Below are 20,717 nucleotides of genomic sequence, written 5' to 3'. Positions count from 1 at the left end.
GATGAACGTGCAACCATTTCATGCGGAATCGACTTAACGGATTACGCCGCATTATGCATCGCGAATAGCATCAATCATGCGTATGAAATTGCGAGCGAGTCATCGGTAAAAATTGCGTTTTAAACGTTTCCTTTTGGCAATTTATCCTGCAGCGCCTTATCTGGCGGGCGTTACAACCTGAAACACTTTGTTACCGCGCTCGTAGGTTAATTCGCCCACAATGCCCTCAACGGTTTCAACACGGATGTGGCTGGGTGCGTGGTGTGAGCGGATACGATGCACTTGCCGGTCGGCGTATGCCGAAGCCCTGTGAAGGGGCATCCCTGCTGGGGCCGTGTCGACGCAGGGTCGTCGTCTCAGTCGGTTCCTTCTTTGGTCTCCTCGCGCTAACCCCGTAGCGTGTGGTTTTTAGCGGGCTCCAGGCCCGCTTTTTTTTCGTCTGGCCAAACGTTTGCGCAGCGCGGTAAGGCGCTGTTTTGGGCATATTCGCGGTACTTGAGCGACCTTGCGCAGCAAACGGTTCGCCCTTCCGGTTTTATCTTCTGTACCTCATTGGCTGATCCGCTTCGTGCAATGATGTGCCGCGCGCGGACCAGCCATTGAGCGTTACGCCGTCTTGTCTTCCCGCAGCTTCAATTCGCTCATCATCTGCTCGCGCATGATGAACTTCTGCACCTTGCCGGTCACCGTCATCGGCAGTTCGTCGACGAAGCGGATGTACTTCGGCACCTTGTAGTGCGCAATCTGCCCCTGGCAAAACTGCTGGATCTCTTCAGCCGTCGCTTGCTCGCCCGAGCGCAATACGACCCACGCACAGACCTCCTCGCCGTACTTCGCGTCGGGCACGCCGAACACCTGCACGCTCTGGATCTTCGGGTGGCGGAACAAAAACTCTTCGATCTCGCGCGGATAGATGTTTTCGCCGCCGCGAATCAGCATGTCCTTCAGTCGGCCGACGATGTTGCAGTAGCCTTCGGCATCGAGCGTCGCCAGATCGCCGGTATGCATCCAGCCGTCGACAATGCTTTCGCGTGTCTTCGCCTCGTCACCCCAATAGCCCTGCATCACCGAATAGCCGCGCGTGCACAGTTCGCCGGTTTCGCCCACCGGCACGATCTCGCCGAGCGGGTCGACGATTTTCACTTCGAGATGCGGCTGGATGCGGCCGACCGTCGTCGTGCGCTTGTCGAGCGGATCGGTCGTCGAGCTCTGGAAAGAGACCGGGCTGGTTTCCGTCATGCCGTAGGCGATGGTGATTTCGCCCAGATGCATTCGAGAGACGACCTTCTTCATGGTCTCGATCGGGCAAGGCGAGCCCGCCATGATGCCGGTGCGCAAGCGCGAGAAGTCGTAGGTGGCGAAGTTCGGATGGTCGAGTTCGGCGATGAACATGGTCGGCACGCCGTGCAACGCGGTGCACTGCTCTTCCGCGACTGCGGCCAGAGTTGCAGCCGGCTCGAAGCCCTCGCCCGGAAATACCATATTCGCGCCGACCGACACGCACGCCAGCACCGCCAGCACCATGCCGAAACAGTGATACAGCGGGACGGGGATGCACAAGCCGTCCTGTTCGGTCAGCCGCATCGCCATCGCGATGTAGCGCGCGTTGTTCACCACGTTGCTGTGGGTCAGCGTCGCGCCCTTCGGATTGCCTGTGGTGCCGCTGGTGAACTGGATATTGATCGGCTCATGGCACGAGAGCGTGGCGCCAATGGCGTCGAGCTTCGCCACGTCGAGCGACACGCGCCCCTGCTCGATCACGTCGGAAAAGCTCAACATACCCGGCGTTTCCGTGTCGCACATGCGAATCACGTAGCGCAATTCCGGCAATCTTGCCGCATGTAGTTCACCAGGTGCTTGCGTGGCCAGCTCGGGCGCGAGTTCCTGCAGCATCTCCAGGTACATCGACGTCTTGAAACGCTCGGCAGCGATGATCGCCTTGCAGCCGACCTTGTTCAGCGCGTACTCGAGCTCCGCAAGCCGATACGCCGGATTGATGTTGACCAGCACGGCGCCGATGCGCGCGGTCGCAAACTGAGTCAGCAACCATTCCACGCGATTGGGCGACCAGATGCCGACGCGGTCCCCCTTCTCGACACCGAGCGTGAGCAGCCCGGCCGCCAAAATGTCGACTTCCTCGGCGAACTCCTTCCATGTCCAGCGAATGCGCTGCTCGCGAAACACCACCGCCGGACGGTCCGGAAAGCGTGCGGCCGTATCGCGCAGAAACTGGCCGACTGTTGCTTCGCTCAGCGGGATATCGGTCGACCCACGGACATACGACAGTCCGTCTTTGGGTTCGATGAGTGCACCTTCGCCTGACACGTGCATTGCCATGGTGTTGTCTCCGTGAGCTGAGCAGAAGCTCGCCTATTGAAATGAATTTGAAATCGATTGTGCCACCGGCGCGTGTCTGTCCGGCATCAAGTCTTACCCGCAGCGCATTTCCAGACTGCCAAGGCGTGGCGCCAATCGATTCGAAAACTTCGATTTTGCTGACCTTTCCGTAAACGTCAAGTCGTGGTCAAAAAAAAGCAGCCGCGAAGGCTGCTTTCTCTCTGATACGTATTGCCTAGTTCTGACCGCGCAGCTTGCGCAGACGCTGAATCGCAGCGAGCTGAGCCGTCGCGTACGCCAGTTCCGCTTGCGCGGTTGCGTATTCGAGGTTCGAACCCGTGTTCTGCAGCGCTTCTTCCGCACGCTTGCGTGCATCTTCAGCCTTGGCTTCGTCGAGGTCCTTGCCGCGGATAGCCGTGTCGGCGAGAACCGTCACAGCGCCCGGCTGGATTTCGAGGATGCCACCGGCGACGAAGACAAACTCTTCTTCACCGTTTTCAGCTTCGATGCGCACCGCACCCGGACGAATCCGCGTGATGAGCGGCGTGTGGCCCGGCAAAATGCCGAGTTCACCTGCTTCGCCCGGCAGCGCGACGAACTTCGCCTGGCCCGAGAAGATTTGCTCTTCCGCGCTGACGACGTCTACTTTAATGGTTGCCATATCGACTCCTGGTGAGCGTAATTCGAGGGCACCGACATGGGCCGGCGCCCGCTTCTATACACCCGACCTTTACTGGATCTTCTTGGCCTTTTCGAAGGCTTCGTCGATCGTGCCGACCATGTAGAACGCTTGCTCCGGCAGGTGGTCGCACTCGCCGTCGACGATCATCTTGAAGCCACGGATCGTTTCCTTAAGCGGCACGTACTTGCCCGGCGAGCCCGTGAACACTTCAGCGACGTGGAACGGCTGCGACAGGAAACGTTGGATCTTACGAGCGCGCGCCACGGCGAGCTTGTCTTCCGGCGCCAGTTCGTCCATGCCCAGAATCGCGATAATGTCGCGCAGTTCCTTGTAGCGCTGCAGCGTTTGCTGCACACCGCGCGTGATCGAGTAGTGCTCTTCACCGATCACGTGCGGGTCGATCTGACGCGAGGTCGAATCGAGCGGGTCGACTGCCGGGTAGATCCCCAGCGAAGCGATGTCACGCGACAACACGACCGTTGCGTCCAAGTGGCCGAAAGTCGTAGCCGGCGACGGGTCGGTCAAGTCATCCGCAGGGACGTACACGGCCTGAACCGACGTGATCGAGCCGGTCTTGGTCGACGTAATACGCTCTTGCAGCTTACCCATTTCTTCAGCCAGCGTCGGCTGATAGCCCACTGCCGACGGCATACGGCCGAGCAGTGCCGACACTTCCGTGCCTGCCAGCGTGAAACGGTAGATGTTGTCGACGAAGAACAGCACGTCGAGACCTTCGTCACGGAAGTGCTCAGCCATCGTCAGACCGGTCAGCGCGACGCGCAGACGGTTGCCCGGCGGCTCGTTCATCTGGCCGTACACCAGCGCGACCTTGTCCAGAACGTTCGAGTCCTTCATTTCGTGATAGAAGTCGTTCCCTTCACGGGTACGCTCGCCAACACCGGCGAACACGGAGTAACCACCGTGTTCCTTAGCGATGTTGTTGATCAGTTCCATCATGTTCACGGTCTTGCCCACGCCGGCGCCACCGAACAGGCCAACCTTACCGCCCTTGGCGAACGGGCAGATCAGATCGATAACCTTGATGCCGGTTTCGAGCAGTTCCGTCGACGGCGACAGCTCCTCAAACGCCGGAGCCTTCTGGTGAATACCGCGAACCACGTCCGAGTTGATCGGGCCAGCTTCGTCGATCGGGCGACCCAGCACGTCCATGATCCGGCCGAGGGTCGGCTTGCCGACCGGCACGCTGATCGGGTTGCCGGTGTTCTTCACCGTCGTACCGCGGCGCAGACCGTCCGATGCACCCAGACAGATGGTACGGACGACGCCGTCACCCAGCTGCTGCTGGACTTCGAGGGTCAGTTCCGAACCTTCGAGAATGAGCGCGTCGTAAATCTTCGGCATGTGGTCACGCGGGAATTCCACGTCGATCACCGCGCCGATGCACTGTACGATCTTGCCTTCTACCAAAGCAGTAGTACTCATCGCTTTTCCTTTAGATACTCAATTCTTCACTTGCGCAAAGGCGCAGTTTCGGTGGGTGCGCCACGAAGGCGCACACGAAGCGGCGTGCCTGACCGTCAAGGTCAGACTGCCGCCGCGCCACCGACGATTTCCGACAGTTCTTTCGTGATCGCGGCCTGACGGCTCTTGTTGTACACGAGCTGCAGTTCGCTGATGACCGTCTTCGCGTTGTCCGAAGCGGCCTTCATCGCGACCATCCGTGCCGACTGCTCCGATGCCATGTTTTCCGCGACGGCCTGATAGACCAGCGCTTCGACATAACGCACCAGCAGTTCGTCCACTACTGCCTGCGCATCCGGCTCGTAGATGTAGTCCCACTGCGTGCTCGGCGTCGTGCCGTCTTCTTCCTTGCGCTCGAATTGATCTGCCGACAGCGGCAGCAGTTGCTCGATCACCGGCTCCTGCTTCATCGTATTGACGAAGCGCGTGTACGCCAGGTACACCGCCGAAACCTTGCCTTCCGAGTACAGGTCGAGCTGCACCTTCACCGCGCCAATCAGCTTTTCCAGATGCGGGGTGTCGCCCAACTGCACGACATTCGACACCACATGGGCGCGCAGACGATTCAGGAAACCCAGCCCCCTGGTGCCGATCGCAGTTGCTTCGATCGTCTTGCCCTGATCTTCCAAGTCCTTGAACTTCTGCAGCGACGCACGCAGCACGTTGGTGTTCATGCCGCCGCACAGACCTTTGTCGGTCGTGACGAGGATGATGCCGGCCGCCTTCGCGCCTTCGTTCGACACCATGAACGGGTGACGATACTCCGGGTTCGCACGGCTCATGTGCGCAGCGATATCGCGGACCTTGTCGGCATACGGGCGAGCAGCGCGCATGCGCTCCTGGGCGCGGCGCATCTTCGATGCGGCCACCATCTCCATCGCTTTCGTGATCTTGCGCGTGTTTTGCACGCTCTTGATCTTGCCGCGAATTTCCTTCATTCCAGCCATTGCTTGCTCCTTGTCGGCCCGAGTGAGCGCTTTAGCGGTTACTCGGGTCCCATGCAAAGCGATCGAAGTAGCGCGGGTTCAGTTTCCTGCGACCCGCGCCGCTTCAAGGTCCGTTTATGCCTTGCGGATCACTCGCGGATCAATAAGCGCCGGACTTCTTGAAGTCTTTGAGAGCCGCATGCAGCAGGGCTTCGTCGTCCTTCGAGAGTTCCTTGGTATCTTCGATGCGCTTGACCAGGTCAGCGTGGCTCGACTTGAGGTGTTCGCGCAAACCCTTTTCGAACGGCAGCACTTGCGAAATTTCCAGATCGTCGAGGTAGCCGTTGTTCGCAGCGAACAGCGCAACCGCCAGTTCCCACACTTGCAGCGGCTGATATTGCGGCTGCTTCAGCAATTCCGTCACGCGGCGGCCGCGCTCCAGCTGCTTGCGGGTGGCTTCGTCGAGGTCCGAGGCGAACTGCGCAAACGCAGCCAATTCACGGTACTGCGCGAGGTCGGTACGGATACCGCCCGACAGCTTCTTCACGACCTTCGTCTGAGCCGCACCACCGACGCGCGACACCGACACGCCGGCGTTAATTGCCGGGCGGATACCTGCGTTGAAGAGGTCGGTTTCCAGGAAGATCTGGCCGTCGGTAATCGAGATCACGTTCGTCGGAACGAATGCGGTCACGTCGCCTGCTTGCGTTTCAATGACCGGCAGTGCTGTCAGCGAACCGCTCTTGCCCTTCACTTCGCCGTTCGTGAACTTCTCGACGTACGCTTCCGAGACGCGAGCGGCACGTTCCAGCAAACGCGAGTGCAGATAGAACACGTCACCCGGGTAAGCTTCGCGGCCCGGCGGGCGGCGCAGCAGCAACGAGATCTGGCGGTATGCCCAAGCTTGCTTGGTCAAATCGTCATACACAATCAGTGCGTCTTGACCGCGGTCGCGGAAGTATTCGCCCATCGTGCAGCCGGCGTACGGAGCGAGGTATTGCATCGCAGCCGATTCCGAAGCCGACGCGGCCACGACGATCGTGTACTCCAGCGCGCCGGTTTCTTCCAGCTTGCGCACCACGTTCATGATCGACGAAGCCTTCTGGCCGATCGCGACGTAGATACAGAAGAGGTTCTTGCCCTTCTGGTTGATGATCGCGTCGACTGCGACAGCGGTCTTGCCGCACTGGCGGTCGCCAATGATCAGCTCACGCTGGCCACGGCCAATTGGCACCATCGCGTCGATCGACTTCAGACCGGTTTGGACCGGTTCCGAAACCGACTTACGCCAGATCACGCCCGGAGCAATCTTTTCGATTGCGTCGGCTTTCTTCGCATTGATCGGGCCCTTGCCGTCAATCGGGTTGCCCAGTGTGTCGACCACACGGCCGAGCAGTTCCGGGCCCACCGGCACTTCCAGAATGCGGCCGGTCGTCTTGACCACGTCGCCTTCCGAAATGTGTTCGTACTCACCCAGAATCACGGCGCCGACCGAGTCGCGCTCGAGGTTCAGTGCGAGACCGAAGGTGTTGCCCGGGAATTCGAGCATTTCGCCCTGCATCACTTCCGACAGGCCGTGAATACGCACGATACCGTCGGTCACGGAGATCACGGTGCCCTGGTTGCGAACGTCTGCGCTCGCTTCAAGGCCCTGGATCCGGCTCTTGATCAGCTCGCTGATCTCAGAGGGATTGAGTTGCATTATTCGCTCCTGATAGTCAATTCTGTTGCGTGCCAGCCGCTTCAGCGCTTTAGGCGCTTCAGGCCGTCAGAGCCGTCTGCATGCTGGCAAGCCGCGCGCGGACCGAGGTATCGAGCACTTCGTCGCCAACCGTCACGCGCACGCCGCCGATCAACGACGAGTCGATCTCGACCGTCGGCTTCAGCTTGCGTTTGAACTTGCGTTCGAGACTTGCGACGAGGTCGTTCAACTGCGCGCCTTCGAGCGGGAATGCGCTGACGATCAGCACATCTGCCGCCCCTTCGCGGGCGTTCTTCAACTCTTCGAACTGCACAGCGATTTCCGGCAGCAATTGCAGACGATGGTTGTCCACCAGCATTTGCACCAGATTCTTCGCTTGCGCATTGTCCTTGAGCGGCGACTTGACCGCGGCCAGCAGCAGTTCGCTGACCTGGGCGCGGCTTACTTTCGGGCTCGAGGCGATCGACAGCACTTCGGGCAGACGCGCAACCTGTGCCAGCTCCTGCACGAGCGTGGACCAGGCGGCGATGTCACCAGCTTCGGCCACGCCAAACAGCGCTTCTGCGTACGGACGGGCGATGGTTGCAAGTTCGGCCATGATCAGAGCTCGGCTTTCAGTTGAGTCAGCAGGTCAGCGTGAGCTGCCTGGTTGACTTCGCGCTTCAGGATCTGTTCAGCGCCCTTCACAGCAAGTGCAGCGACTTCGCCGCGCAGCGTTTCGCGCGCTTTCACGACTTGCTGTTCCGCGTCGGCCTTCGCTTGCGCGATGATGCGAGCGGCTTCAGCCTGTGCTTGAGCCTTGATTTCGTCAGCGACTGCCACAGCGCGCTTTTCTGCGTCAGCAATACGTTGCTGACCGTCGTTGCGTGCCTGAGCGAGTTCCTGGTCGACGCGCTTGTGAGCGGCTTCGAGTTCTGCCTTGCCCTTCTCAGCAGCCGACAAACCGTCAGCGATCTTCTTCGAGCGCTCGTCGAGGGCGTTGATCAGCGGCGGCCACACGAACTTCATCGTGAACCACGCGAGGATCAGGAACACGACCATTTGCGCAAACAGGGTTGCGTTGAGATTCACGGTGTTTCCTTAAACGTTGCTAGTTCGGAAAGTGAAACGGCAAGGCGCTCATCGATTCTGTATTCGATCAGCGCCCAAGTGCCCGTTCCGCCCTGCGCCTTTACCAGTTATAGCTCAGGCGCAAACTTCCGAGGAACCTCAGCCTGCCAGCTTCGACAGCAGCGGGTTCGCGAACGCAAACAGCATTGCCACACCAACGCCAATCAGGAACGCCGCATCGATCAGACCAGCCAGCAGGAACATCTTGGTTTGCAGCGGGTTCATCAGTTCAGGCTGACGTGCACATGCTTCGATGTACTTGCCGCCCATCAGGCCGATACCGATACAGGCGCCGATTGCACCCAGGCCGATGATGATGCCGATACCGATGGCGGTCAGACCCTGGATGTTGGCGATGAAAGCTTGCATGATCACTCCTTTGTGAAAAGTCTTTTAGAACTGGTTGGAACTGGGATTTAATAAAACAAAACTAAAAACAATTCGTCGTTCGACACGCCGTGATTAGTGGCTGTCGTGTGCCTGTCCGATGTACACCAGCGTCAGCATCATGAAAATGAACGCTTGCAGCAGAACGATCAGGATGTGGAAGATTGCCCAAACCGTGCCTGCGATGACATGGCCGATAAAGCCGAGCACTGACGCGTCCGCGCCGAAACCCCACATGCTGCCGAGCAGGGCAATCAGCAGGAACAACAGCTCGCCCGCGTACATGTTGCCGAACAGCCGCATGCCGAGCGAAACCGTCTTTGCGACGAACTCGATGATGTTCAATGCAAGGTTCGGGATCCACAGCAGCGGATGCGCGCCGAACGGAGCCGACAGCAGCTCATGCACGAAGCCGCCGGCGCCCTTGATCTTGAAGTTGTAGTAAATCATCAGCGCGAACACGCCGAGCGCGATGCCGAGCGTGCCGTTCAGGTCGGCGGTCGGCACGATGCGGTGATGGGGGATCACTCCCGAGAGGCCCAGCCAGCCGATCACGCGGCCCGGCAGGTCGACGGGGATAAAGTCGAGCGAGTTCATCAATGCGACCCAGACGAACACGGTCAACGCGAGCGGCGCGATGAACGTGCGGGTGCCGTGGATCATCGATTTCGACTGATCTTCGACCATCTCGACCAGCATTTCGATCGCGCACTGGAAACGACCCGGCACACCGGACGTCGCCTTGCGGGCTGCCAGATGCAGGATGGCGATCGTGGCCAGACCGCAGACGATCGACCAGAAAAGGGTGTCCAGATTCCAGACGTGAATGTCGAAAATCGACGTCTGGTGCGCGGTGGAAAAGTTCTGCAAGTGGTGCGCGATGTACTCGGACGGATCCAGAGCGCGCGTGCCTTCGCTAGCTGCCATATCGTTAATGCCACCCAAATTGTCGAAAATCGTCTTAGGCCGAGCCCGCGGCAATTCTGTGTTGCGGGAACGCGCCGGGTGCGGATCGTGTCATATCCGCACTCCTTACGCCAGCGCTGCGCGCCAGCCTGAATTTTTTGCTGCTACTTTTGTTGCTGCTACCTTAGCGCCAGGCTAAGGCGATCCAGTACGTCTTGAGCGCGATGAGGTAAGTCACGAGCAGCGGAACCCAGCGTACGTCGTGATACCAGAAGGCGATGGCTACAAACATCGCGATCGTTGTCCCCATCTTGAGCGCTTCGCCGATCATCCAGCTCATCACTGTTTCAGCGCCGCTCAGCGTTCTAAGTCGTGCCGCGAACAACGCGCCTGGCACCCAGCAGATCGCCCCCCCCAGGAACGCGGACAGCGCAGCAGCGCCCGGCGGCTTGTAAAACAGCCACCACACCAGCGTAGCACCCAGGGACAAAACCATTTGCGCTGCCACGACCTTGAAAGGCGTAACGCGCGATGGACGACTCACGTTGGGACCAAATAGCTTTTCAGCTTCAGCCCGCGTGAGCGGAACGATATTGTTATCTTGCTGCTCGACATCCCACGCTTCGTCAGGTGTCGCTTGCTGACCGGTGGACGCAACGGAAGCTTTGCGTTCATCGCGGTGTTCGTCGTGCCCATTCTTCGGCGCTTGATTCGACGTTTTGACCGCCATCGCAGTGTTCCGAAAGTCTTGTTCCAGCCCGCGAGCTTACGCTGCGCTTACGGGGTTCCCGTGCAATTAAATCCGGGCGATTGTAAGCGATAGTTGCAGGCAATTCAAGACTTTAGGCCGTTCAATAACCAGCGTGAAAAGCCTCTCCACCATGCGGGAACGACCGCTTTGCGGGGTGAAAGACGTCAAATGTAAGGCTGTCGGGGGGTGCCAAAACATGCGGTTTGAATCGCGTGAGTTTGCACGCGTCGAGAGGCCGTTTAAACGTCGTAGCAGACGTCTCGAAAATGCAACAAACGTCGATTTTTGCCTATGCAAGTGGACATGGCGGACGGCGCCGGGTAGGTGCGAAGTGGTGCGCTCTTATTCGTGAACTAACTGGTGCGTGACGATCCCCGAGACAGGCTTTCGCGAAGTATCTCGCTCGCTCGCGTCCAATGAGTGCGCTAGTGAGTTGGCGGGCAGCTTTCAGCTTTTGCGTCGGGCACGCCCTCCTCCGTGAAATTCATCCGCGCGGAGATTGCAGCATAACAACTACGCGCGCGACCGCCGTAATCCTCGCGGCCGACGAGTCCCGTCGGACGTTTCGATATATGAGCAATCCTGATTATCTGGCGCCGCTTTTATTTAGGAATCCATCGAACGTTGATATGGATCACCGATCGGTCGCAAAGTCCGATCAGTGCTCTATGCGTTTGTTTTGCAAGCCCGCCGCCCCAAAGCACTCATGGCGTACCCAACAGCTTGCGATCGGCATTCAGGCCCATCGCAAGCCTATCAGGCGCCCCTCCCATTCGACTCGCCGATCAGGCAGTGGCGTTGCCACGCAGCCGGACCAGAATGCCTTCCAGCGCGTCCAGATCACCGAAGTCCACCAGCACCTGGCCGCGCCCGCGTCGACCGAGCTTGATCTTGACCGTCGCCGCCAGCAAGTCCGACAACTCTTCTTCGAGCCGCCGCGTATCGCGGCCACCATCGGGATTTGCACGCGCCTTCACCGCTGGCACAGTCTTTGTGGTCGCCGTCACCAGCTTTTCGGTTTCGCGCACCGACATGCGCTTGTTGACGACCTGGTTGGCCAGCGTGATCTGGGTCGCAGCGTCGACGGCCAGTAGCGCACGAGCATGCCCCATGTCCAGATCACCAGCCAGCAGCATCGTCTGTACGGGCGACGCGAGGTTGAGCAAGCGCAGCAGATTCGATACCGCACTACGCGAGCGCCCGACCGACTCCGCAGCCTGTTCGTGCGTGAAATTAAACTCGTCGAGCAAGCGCTGGATGCCTTGCGCCTCTTCCAGCGGATTCAGGTCTTCACGCTGAATGTTCTCGATCAGCGCCATCGCGGCGGCGGCCTGATCCGGCACGTTCCTCACCAGCACCGGCACTTCGTCGAGGCCCGCGAGACGCGCCGCGCGAAACCGCCGCTCGCCGGCGATGATCTCGTACTTGTCCGCCGACACAGGACGCACGAGGATCGGCTGCATCACGCCCTGCGCGCGGATGCTGGCCGCCAGTTCCTGCAATGCGCCCTCGTCCATACGCGTACGCGGCTGATACTTGCCCGCTTGCATCTTGCTGAGCGGCAGCACGTTGGGCGCACCTTCGATCGTCACCGCCTCGGTAATGTCAGCGGTGCCACCCAGCAATGCTTCCAGGCCGCGACCCAATCCCTTTTTTCTCGCTACTGCATTCATCGTGCTTCCTCGATCCGCTTAGGATGCCTGGGGCGCGTCATTCAATGCGCGCACCCGCTCAATCATTTCCGCGCCGAACTGCACATACGCCTGCGCACCGCGCGATGCCCTATCGAACACCACGCCCGGCAATCCATAGCTGGGTGCCTCGGCAAGACGCACGTTGCGCGGAATCACCACGTCGAACACTTTGTCGCCGAAATGTTCTTTCAGCTGATCTGAAACTTGCTGTTGCAACGTGATGCGCGGATCGAACATCACGCGCAGCAGACCGATCACCTTCAGGTCGCGGTTCAGGTTCGCGTGCACCTGTTTGATCGTGTTGACCAGATCGGACAAGCCTTCGAGTGCAAAGTACTCGCATTGCATCGGAATCACGACGCCGTGCGCGGCGCACAGGCCGTTAAGCGTCAGCAGCGACAAAGCCGGCGGGCAGTCGATCAACACGAACTCGTATTCGTTTTCGACCGCCGCGAGCGCGGCCTTCAATTGACGCTCACGGTTCTGCACGCTGACCAACTCGACCTCGGCCCCCGCGAGTTCGCGGTTCGCGGGCAGCACGTCGTAACCGACTGCTTCCGGCCGCACTCGCGCATCGGCCACCGCGACGCCGTCGACCAGCACTTCGTAGACGGTGTTGGCGCACGCTGCTTTATCGATGCCACTGCCCATCGTGGCGTTGCCCTGCGGGTCCAGGTCGATGAGTAGGACTCGCTGTCCCTGCGCTGCCAAGCTCGCGGCCAGATTGACTGTGGTCGTCGTCTTACCGACGCCGCCTTTCTGGTTCGCAACGCAGAAGATTTTTGCCATCGTTGGTGTGTCCCTTTTGCAGCTTGGATGAAGTAAAAATCGTGGGTGATACTGATGCGACGTTGCGGCTGGCCGGCGCCAGCCTCCAGCCCGCTAGGCGCCCGCGTCTATCAAAACCTTGATCAGGTGCCGCTCGGCGTCGAGCGAAGGCACGTTCAGCCGAATAATCTGTTCCACGTGGGCGCCCGCCGGCAAGCGTTCGATCTCGCCGTCCGGGCGCACCCCTTTCATGGCCCAGATCGCGCCCTGCTCCGCAACCAGATGACGGGCCAGTGTAACGAAATCCGCGAGCTCTGCGAATGCGCGCGAGACAATTACGTCGAACTTTGCCGGTACTTCGGCGCCCGGCCGCAAAGTCTCGACCCGGCCGGTCACTACCAAGAGGTTCGCGAGGCCGAGTTCGGCCTTGGCCTGTGCCTGAAAAGCTGTCTTTTTATGAACGATGTCGTTCACGGTGACGGTCCATTCCGGCAAAACGATCGCCAGCACGATGCCTGGCAGGCCACCGCCAGAGCCGACATCGAGTACAGAAGACGGGCGGAGCGGAGCCAGATGCGGCACGATCGAAAGCGAATCCAGAATGTGCTGAATCAGCATCTGCCTCGGATCGCGGATCGCCGTGAGGTTGTAGACGGCATTCCACTTCGACAACAACGCGACGTAGTCGAGCAGCTTGCCCAGTTGCGCGCTGCTCAAGTCAAGGCCGAGTTCGCGAACACCGTCCTCTAGCAACGGCGCCAGCGCGTCCCTACCACCTCCCTTCTGGCTCACGGTCATTGCGTCACCGGCGTACTGTCGCTGCCGGGCTCGGTGGGTTTCGTCGGACGACGACCCAAGCCGCGCTTCAGATGGACCATGAGCAAGGAGATCGCTGCCGGCGTAATGCCCGAAATGCGCGACGCCTGGCCAATGGTTTCGGGGCGGAATTGCGTCAGCTTCTGGCGCGCTTCGAACGACAGCCCTCGGACTTCCGCGTAGTCCAGTCCCTCGGGCAGACGCGTGCTTTCGTGCGCCTCGTTTCGTTCGATTTCGCCTGCCTGGCGGTCGATATAGCCCTGATATTTGATGCCGATCTCAATCTGTTCCTTGATCTGGGCGAGCAGCACGTCGTCTTCTGCCAAGGTTTCAGGCGCGGCACATGCGCCGGCGCGCAATCCGCAAACCCCGTCGTACGACACGCCCGGGCGACGCAGCAGATCCGCCAGGCTGTACTCGTGGTCAATCGGCTTGCCGAGCAACGCCGTCGCTTCGTCAGCCGGTAATGTCTTAGGATTGACCCAGGTCGTGCGAAGACGCTCTGTTTCACGTGAAACAGCGTCGCGCTTGCGGCTGAAAGCGTTCCAACGGACGTCGTCAACCACGCCCAACTCACGGCCAATCTCGGTGAGACGCATATCCGCGTTGTCTTCACGCAGGCTCAGACGGTATTCAGCACGGCTCGTGAACATGCGATACGGCTCGGACACGCCACGCGTCACCAGATCGTCGACCAGCACACCGAGGTAGGCCTGATCGCGGCGCGGGCACCATGCTTCCTTGCCTTGCACAAACAGACCCGCATTGATCCCCGCCAGTAGACCCTGTGCGGCCGCCTCTTCATAGCCGGTCGTGCCGTTGATCTGACCCGCGAAGAACAACCCATTGATCACCTTGGTTTCCAGCGACGCCCTCAGCCCACGCGGATCGAAGTAGTCGTACTCGATTGCATAGCCGGGCCGCAGGATATGCGCGTGCTCCAAGCCGCGCATCGAGCGTACAAGCTCCAGTTGTACATCGAACGGCAAACTCGTGGAAATTCCGTTGGGGTAGAACTCGTTGGTCGTCAGCCCTTCCGGCTCGAGAAAGATCTGATGCGATTCCTTCGACGCGAATCGGTGAATCTTGTCCTCGATCGACGGGCAATAGCGCGGCCCCACTCCTTCGATCACGCCGGTGTACATCGGCGAACGGTCGAGACCGCCGCGGATGATGTCGTGCGTACGCTCGTTGGTATGCGTTACCCAGCACGGCACTTGTCGTGGATGTTGCTCGACGCGACCGAGAAACGAGAACACCGGTACTGGATCCAGATCGCCCGGCTGCTCTTCGAGTTGCGAGAAATCGATCGTGCGACCGTCGATACGAGGCGGCGTCCCGGTCTTCAGGCGACCTTGCGGCAGCTTCAATTCCTTGAGGCGAGCAGACAGCGACACCGCCGCCGGATCGCCGGCGCGGCCACCGGTGTAGTTGTTCAAACCCACGTGAATCTTGCCGTCGAGGAATGTCCCAGCCGTCAAAATCACCGCACGTGCGCGGAAACGGATGCCCACCTGCGTGACAGCGCCGACGACGCGATCGCCCTCCACCATCAGATCGTCGACTGCCTGCTGAAACAGCCACAGGTTCGGCTGGTTCTCGAGCCGATGCCGGATAGCCTGCTTGTACAGCAGACGGTCAGCCTGAGCGCGCGTCGCGCGAACGGCCGGGCCCTTCGACGAATTCAGGATGCGGAACTGAATGCCGCCCTCGTCCGTCGCGGCCGCCATTGCACCGCCGAGCGCGTCGACTTCCTTCACAAGATGACCCTTGCCAATACCGCCAATCGACGGATTGCAGCTCATCTGGCCGAGGGTTTCGATGTTGTGGGTCAGCAGGAGCGTCGTATTGCCCATGCGCGCCGAAGCTAAAGCAGCTTCGGTACCGGCATGACCGCCGCCGACGACGATTACGTCAAATTCTGTGGGAAAGAGCATCGCGGATCTCACGCCAGATCGTCGCGTGAGCCTTTCAAAGGAAAATGTATGAGCGAATTATAACGGGTTCGGTTTAGGCCCGAATTTCGTCCGAATGGCCAACCAATAAAAAAGCGGTGTGTTTCACGTGAAACACACCGCTTTGATCAACGGGAAACAGCAACCAACCTAAGCGCTAAGCCACTTTTTTGGCCAGCCCAAGGTACGTTTCGATCACGCGCGGATTCTGCGCCAAATCCGCCGCCGGTCCTTCCAGCGCCAACTCGCCGGTCTCCAACACGTAGCCGTAGTCAGAGATTTGCAACGCGGCACGCGCGTTCTGCTCGATCAGTAATGTGGCAACGCCGGTCTGCCGCAAAGCGCTAATAATGTGGAAAATTTCTTTCACGATCAACGGCGCAAGACCGAGACTCGGCTCGTCCAGCATCAGTAGGTCCGGCTTGCCCATCAGTGCCCGGCCCACTGCCAGCATCTGCCGTTCGCCACCGGATAAGGTACCGGCAGCCTGCTTGCGTCGTTCCTTCAGCCGCGGAAACAACGTAAAGACTGGCTCGAGCTGGTCGAGGAAGTTGCGCTCCCCTGCCCGCTTGCGCCGATAGGCACCGAGGACCAGGTTGTCTTCCACCGTCATCGACGCAAACAGCTCGCGCTTTTCCGGCACCAGGCACATCCCGCGCGCGACGCGCTTTTCGACTGGCACCGCGCTGACATCTTCGCCCTGATACAGAACGGCGCCCTTCGCGTGGCCCGTGGTCGGCAACGCGCCCATGATTGCGTTCAGCAGCGTGGACTTGCCCGCGCCGTTCGGGCCGATCACCGAGACGATCTGCCCGGGCCGCACCTTGATCGCCGCGCCGTGCAGCGCCTCGACCTTGCCATAGCGGACCGACAAACCGTCCACGTCGAGAATCGGACCAGCAGCATTCATCGTGTTCTCCATCACTCCACCCCGCCGAGATACGCTTCCAGCACAGCCGGGTCTTGTTGTACCTCTTGCGGCAAACCTTCCGCGATTCGGGTGCCGAACTCCATGACCACGAGCCGATCGGTGAGATTCATCACGAAATCCATATCGTGCTCCACCAGCAACACGCTCATACCCTCTGCTTTGAGGCGGCGCAGCAGGTCGGCCAATTGCAGCTTTTCCTGATATCGCAGACCAGCGGCCGGTTCATCCAGCAGCAGCAGCGTCGGGTCACAGCACAACGCGCGAGCGATTTCGAGAATCCGCTGCTGCCCCAACGCAAGGCTGCCGGCTTCGTCGTACATGTGCTGTTCCAGGCCGACGCGACGAATCTGCCGAGCCGCCTCCGCCATCAGCCGCGCTTCTTCGGCGCTGTTCAGGCGCACGACGCTTCGCCACACGCCGGCCTGCCCGCGCAGATGCGCGCCGATCGCAACGTTCTCGAGCACCGTCATTCCCGGCAGCAACTTGACGTGCTGAAAAGTGCGGCCGATTCCGCGCTTAACGATTTCACGTGAATTCAGCGAATCGATACGCTCGCCGCGGAACGTGATCTCACCGCTGGTCGCCTGCAACACGCCCGTCACCAGATTGAAGGTGGTCGACTTGCCAGCGCCGTTCGGGCCGATCAGGCCGATGATTTGCCCTGCTTTCACCTCGAAGCTGACATCGTTCACCGCAACCAGACCGCCGAATTGTTTGCGCGCCTTGTTCACCGTCAGCAGGTCCTCACCGGCCGCTGGTTTGCTGCGCTGCGGCAACGGTTCAGCGTGATCCGCCAGATGAGCGCGCGGACCCTTCGGGAAAAACCGCGCGACGAACGGCCATACGCCTTGGCGCGCGTACTGCAGCAACAGCACCATCAAGATGCCGAACACGATCACTTCGAAGTTGCCGTTCTCGCCGAGCAGCTTGGGCAGCAACGTCTGCAGATAATCCTGCAGCACCGTCAGGATCGCCGCGCCGAGCAACGCGCCCCAGACGTGGGAGACGCCGCCAACCACGGCCATGAACAGAAACTCGATGCCGTGGTTCAGACCGAACGGCGTCGGGTTCACCGCGCGCTGCAGATGCGCGTAAAGGAAGCCCGACACCGACGCCAGCACTGCCGCGTACACGAAGATCACCACGCGCATCCAGCCGGTGTTCACGCCCATCGCTTCGGCCATCATCCCGCCGCCGCGCAACGCGCGGATCGCCCGCCCCGGCCGACTATTAAGCAGGTTCTGAACTGAAATTACCGCGCCGAGCACGACCAGCCAGATCAGGTAGTAGATGTGACGGCCCGACTCCAGGTTGATGCCGAACACATTCAGCACCGGAATCCCGTTGATGCCGTCGTATTTGCCGAGCATCTCAAGATTGCCGAACAGGTAGAACAGCGCGAGTCCCCACGCAATCGTCCCGAGCGGTAGAAAGTGCCCACACAGGCGCATCGTCACCAGCCCGAGCATCAGCGCGATCAACGCCGTCACCACCACACCCGCGATCAGCGCGAGCCACGGCGAGACGCCGTACCGTGTCGTCAGATACGCGGTCGCATAGGCGCCGATCCCGACAAATGCGGCCTGCCCAAAGCTCGTCATTCCCCCGATACCGGTCAGCAGCACGAGGCCGATCGCCACGATCGAATACAGGCCGATGTAGTTGAGCAGCGTCACCCAGTACTCAGGCACGTGAATCGGTTGCGGCAACACCGGCAGTGCGAACAGCACCACGAGGAACAACCAGAAGAACTTGTTTTGCATAATCCGTTTCATCGCGTCACTCCTCTTCCTCTTCGGCGTGCGGGCTGGCAAGACTTCGCCAGAGCAACACTGGGATGATCAGCGTGAACACGATCACTTCCTTATAGGCGCTCGCCCAGAACGACGAATACGATTCCAGCAGGCCGACCAGGATCGAGCCCGCGGCCGCCAGCGGATAGCTGACGAGGCCGCCGATAATCGCCCCCACGAAGCCCTTCAAACCGATCAGGAAGCCCGAGTCGTAGTAGATGGTGGTCAAGGGCGCGACGAGGATGCCGCACAGCGCGCCGAGGCCCGCCGCCAGCGTGAATGCGAGGCGCCCTGCTTGCGTCGTGCCGATGCCGACGAGCCGTGCGCCGAGCCGGTTCACCGACGTCGCGCGCAAGGCCTTGCCCGAGATCGAGCGGTCGAAGTACAGATACAGCGCGCCGATCAGCACAACCGCGGTGCCAACCACCCACAAGCTCTGCCCGGAAATCGTCAGCGTGCCGATGTTGAAGGTCGCATCGGAAAACGCAGTGGTGCGCGAACCTTCCGCACCGAACATCACGAGACCCAGGCCGACCATGGCGAAGTGCACCGCCACCGCCACGATCAACAGCAGCAACGTGGTCGCCTCCGCGATCGGCTCATACGCGAGCCGGTAGACGAACGGTCCCATCGGAATCACGATCAGCAGCGTCAACGCGATCTGCGCGATCATCGGCAGCTGATGCATGAAAACGCCTTGCGTGAGCGCGTAGACCGCGATTGGAAACAGCAGATATTTGCCGACCAGCATGACCAGCGTGCGAGCCGCATGCCGGCGCCGTTCGGGATGCCGAACCAGCCCCGCTATCTCGACGACGAAGCAGGCCGCGCCCATCGCCATCAGCAACCAGCAGGTGGCCGGAAATTTTTGTGTCTGTAGTGCGGCGAGCGTCAACGCGCCGTACGAAACAAACTCCCCCTGCGGGATGAAGATCACCCGCGTCACGGAGAACACCAGCACCAGCGCGAGCGCGAGCAGCGCGTAGATCGCGCCGGTGGTGATGCCGTCCTGCGCGAGGATCGCCGCAATTGATAGATCCATACTTCCTCGTCCTGAAGCGTCGAAATCGAAACTGGGAAACAGTCGTGGCGGCAGAACTCGCAGCCGTCCACCGACCCGCAATGCCTGAAAAGGCGACCGCCGCGCCGGAACACGGCGCGGCGGTCGATGCCATTGTCATCGAACAGAATGGCAATGCGGCGTCACATGCCGCACGTTGCGCGAGAGGCGCGTACCGCTCTTGTCGTTAGTCGTTCTGCAGCTTCCACTTGCCGTCGACGATCTGCACGATCACGCGTGCGCGCTTGTCGAGGCCGTTGTGATCGGTCGTCGTCGTGTTCATGATGCCGTGCGAGACCGGCAGCTCCTTGATGTTCTCAAGTGCGCCGCGCAGTGCCACGCGAAACGCTTCGGTGCCCGGCTGAGCACTCTTCAGCGCGACCGGAATCGCCGCTTGCAGCATCTGGCCGGCGTCCCATGCATGACCGCCGAAGGTCGCCACCGAGCCCGCGCCATACGCCTTCTCGTACGCCGACTTATAGGCCAGCGACGACTTCTTCACCGGGTTCGAGTCAGGCAACTGATCCGCCACGAGGATCGGACCAGCAGGCAGGAATTCGCCTTCGCAATCCTTGCCGCACACGCGCAGGAAGTCGTTGTTGGCGACGCCGTGCGTCTGGTAGACCTTGCCCTTGTAGCCGCGCTCCTTGAGCGTCTTGGCCGGCAGCGCCGACGGCGTACCCGCGCCCGCGATCAGCACCGCGTCGGGATTCGCGCCCATCGTCTTCAGCACCTGGCCCGTCACCGATGCGTCGGTACGGTTGAAGCGCTCGTTGGAGACGATCTTCAGATTGTGTGCCGCGGCCGCTGCGGTGAAGACGTTGTTCCAGCCGTCGCCGTAGGCGTCAGCGAAGCCGATGAAGCCCACCGTCTTCACGCCGTGATGCTCCATATAGTCGGCGATCGCGTCGGCCATCAGGCTGTCGTTTTGCGGCGGTTTGAAGGCCCATGCGCGCTTCGCATCCATCGGCGAAATGATCGCCGCCGATGCCGCCAGCGAGATCACCGGCGTCTTGCCTTCAGCAGCCGCGTCGAGCATCGCGAGCGAATTCGGCGTGACGGTCGAACCGATGATCGCGTCGACGTGGTCTTCGTCGATCAGCTTGCGCGTGTTCTGCACGGCTTTGCCGGTATCGGATCCGTCGTCGAGAATGATGTATTGCACGGTCTTGCCGCCGATCTCTTTCGGCAGCAGCGCAATCGTGTTCTTTTCAGGAATCCCGAGCGATGCAGCCGGCCCTGTCGTGGAAAGCGTCACGCCGATTTTCACCTGGGCGAACGCCGCGCCCGCGCCGCACATCAACGCCATGGCGATGCCGGTGCGTACCCATTGCTTTGTCTTTGTCATTGCAAGTCTCCAAACGCTTTGAAGCGCGTATCTGTAATCCGACTCACGGGCCGGGTGTCTGAATCTAGT

At 60.5% G+C, this 20,717-nt stretch carries 18 protein-coding genes; all 18 read right to left on the bottom strand.

All coding sequences use genetic code 11. The features are described from left to right. Positions 1–606: 606 nt before the first annotated feature. The gene (locus P0D73_RS12315) at positions 607–2,337 is read right to left on the bottom strand and encodes an AMP-binding protein (RefSeq protein ID WP_408176366.1); all 1,731 of its coding nucleotides are present in this window, start codon (positions 2,335–2,337) and stop codon (positions 607–609) included. Between the two features lie 235 nt (positions 2,338–2,572). Then, complete coding sequence (locus tag P0D73_RS12310) at positions 2,573–2,998, bottom strand: F0F1 ATP synthase subunit epsilon (protein ID WP_012434800.1); 426 nt, start codon at positions 2,996–2,998, stop codon at positions 2,573–2,575. A 69-nt stretch (positions 2,999–3,067) separates the two neighbouring features. After that, positions 3,068–4,462 (bottom strand): F0F1 ATP synthase subunit beta, encoded by a 1,395-nt coding sequence (atpD, locus tag P0D73_RS12305; protein WP_408176364.1) that lies wholly within the window; start codon positions 4,460–4,462, stop codon positions 3,068–3,070. 101 nt (positions 4,463–4,563) lie between these two features. Then, on the bottom strand, positions 4,564–5,448 hold the full coding sequence (gene atpG / locus P0D73_RS12300; RefSeq protein ID WP_408176363.1) for a F0F1 ATP synthase subunit gamma: 885 nt from the start codon (positions 5,446–5,448) through the stop codon (positions 4,564–4,566). A gap of 139 nt (positions 5,449–5,587) precedes the next feature. Further along, positions 5,588–7,129 carry a F0F1 ATP synthase subunit alpha gene (gene atpA, locus P0D73_RS12295; protein WP_132376536.1) on the bottom strand — a complete coding sequence of 514 codons (1,542 nt, stop codon included), beginning with the start codon at positions 7,127–7,129 and terminating at the stop codon, positions 5,588–5,590. Positions 7,130–7,187: 58 nt separating this feature from the next. Further along, positions 7,188–7,727, bottom strand: coding sequence for a F0F1 ATP synthase subunit delta (locus P0D73_RS12290; RefSeq protein ID WP_006050846.1), 540 nt, complete (start codon positions 7,725–7,727; stop codon positions 7,188–7,190). Positions 7,728–7,729: 2 nt separating this feature from the next. After that, positions 7,730–8,200 (bottom strand): F0F1 ATP synthase subunit B, encoded by a 471-nt coding sequence (locus P0D73_RS12285; protein WP_408176362.1) that lies wholly within the window; start codon positions 8,198–8,200, stop codon positions 7,730–7,732. 138 nt (positions 8,201–8,338) lie between these two features. Further along, on the bottom strand, positions 8,339–8,608 hold the full coding sequence (atpE, locus tag P0D73_RS12280; RefSeq protein WP_007180033.1) for a F0F1 ATP synthase subunit C: 270 nt from the start codon (positions 8,606–8,608) through the stop codon (positions 8,339–8,341). Positions 8,609–8,701: 93 nt separating this feature from the next. Next, positions 8,702–9,553, bottom strand: coding sequence for a F0F1 ATP synthase subunit A (gene atpB, locus P0D73_RS12275; RefSeq protein ID WP_132376534.1), 852 nt, complete (start codon positions 9,551–9,553; stop codon positions 8,702–8,704). A gap of 163 nt (positions 9,554–9,716) precedes the next feature. Beyond that, positions 9,717–10,262, bottom strand: coding sequence for an ATP synthase subunit I (locus P0D73_RS12270; RefSeq protein ID WP_408284653.1), 546 nt, complete (start codon positions 10,260–10,262; stop codon positions 9,717–9,719). Positions 10,263–11,068: 806 nt separating this feature from the next. Next, positions 11,069–11,956: a ParB/RepB/Spo0J family partition protein gene (locus tag P0D73_RS12265; protein WP_408176359.1), complete on the bottom strand. Its 888-nt coding sequence runs from the start codon at positions 11,954–11,956 to the stop codon at positions 11,069–11,071. An 18-nt stretch (positions 11,957–11,974) separates the two neighbouring features. Further along, positions 11,975–12,766, bottom strand: a complete 792-nt coding sequence (locus P0D73_RS12260; RefSeq protein ID WP_132376531.1) for a ParA family protein — start codon at positions 12,764–12,766, stop codon at positions 11,975–11,977. Positions 12,767–12,859: 93 nt separating this feature from the next. Next, positions 12,860–13,543, bottom strand: coding sequence for a 16S rRNA (guanine(527)-N(7))-methyltransferase RsmG (gene rsmG, locus P0D73_RS12255; protein ID WP_408284649.1), 684 nt, complete (start codon positions 13,541–13,543; stop codon positions 12,860–12,862). Then, positions 13,540–15,498: a tRNA uridine-5-carboxymethylaminomethyl(34) synthesis enzyme MnmG gene (mnmG, locus tag P0D73_RS12250; RefSeq protein ID WP_408284646.1), complete on the bottom strand. Its 1,959-nt coding sequence runs from the start codon at positions 15,496–15,498 to the stop codon at positions 13,540–13,542. Before mnmG ends, rsmG begins: the two co-directional genes overlap by 4 nt. A 175-nt stretch (positions 15,499–15,673) precedes the next feature. Continuing rightward, positions 15,674–16,426 carry an ABC transporter ATP-binding protein gene (locus P0D73_RS12245; RefSeq protein WP_206001998.1) on the bottom strand — a complete coding sequence of 251 codons (753 nt, stop codon included), beginning with the start codon at positions 16,424–16,426 and terminating at the stop codon, positions 15,674–15,676. An 11-nt stretch (positions 16,427–16,437) separates the two neighbouring features. Beyond that, a complete protein-coding gene (locus P0D73_RS12240; RefSeq protein ID WP_408431497.1) occupies positions 16,438–18,222 on the bottom strand; it encodes a branched-chain amino acid ABC transporter ATP-binding protein/permease in 1,785 nt (594 codons plus the stop codon). A gap of 4 nt (positions 18,223–18,226) precedes the next feature. Beyond that, positions 18,227–19,282, bottom strand: a complete 1,056-nt coding sequence (locus tag P0D73_RS12235) for a branched-chain amino acid ABC transporter permease (protein ID WP_408176354.1) — start codon at positions 19,280–19,282, stop codon at positions 18,227–18,229. A gap of 205 nt (positions 19,283–19,487) precedes the next feature. Continuing rightward, the gene (locus P0D73_RS12230; RefSeq protein WP_132376525.1) at positions 19,488–20,648 is read right to left on the bottom strand and encodes an ABC transporter substrate-binding protein; all 1,161 of its coding nucleotides are present in this window, start codon (positions 20,646–20,648) and stop codon (positions 19,488–19,490) included. Positions 20,649–20,717: the final 69 nt, after the last annotated feature.

The organism is Paraburkholderia sp. RL18-101-BIB-B (assembly GCF_046026985.1).
Classification (GTDB): Bacteria; Pseudomonadota; Gammaproteobacteria; order Burkholderiales; family Burkholderiaceae; genus Paraburkholderia.
This window is presented reverse-complemented; position numbering and strand designations above follow the sequence as displayed.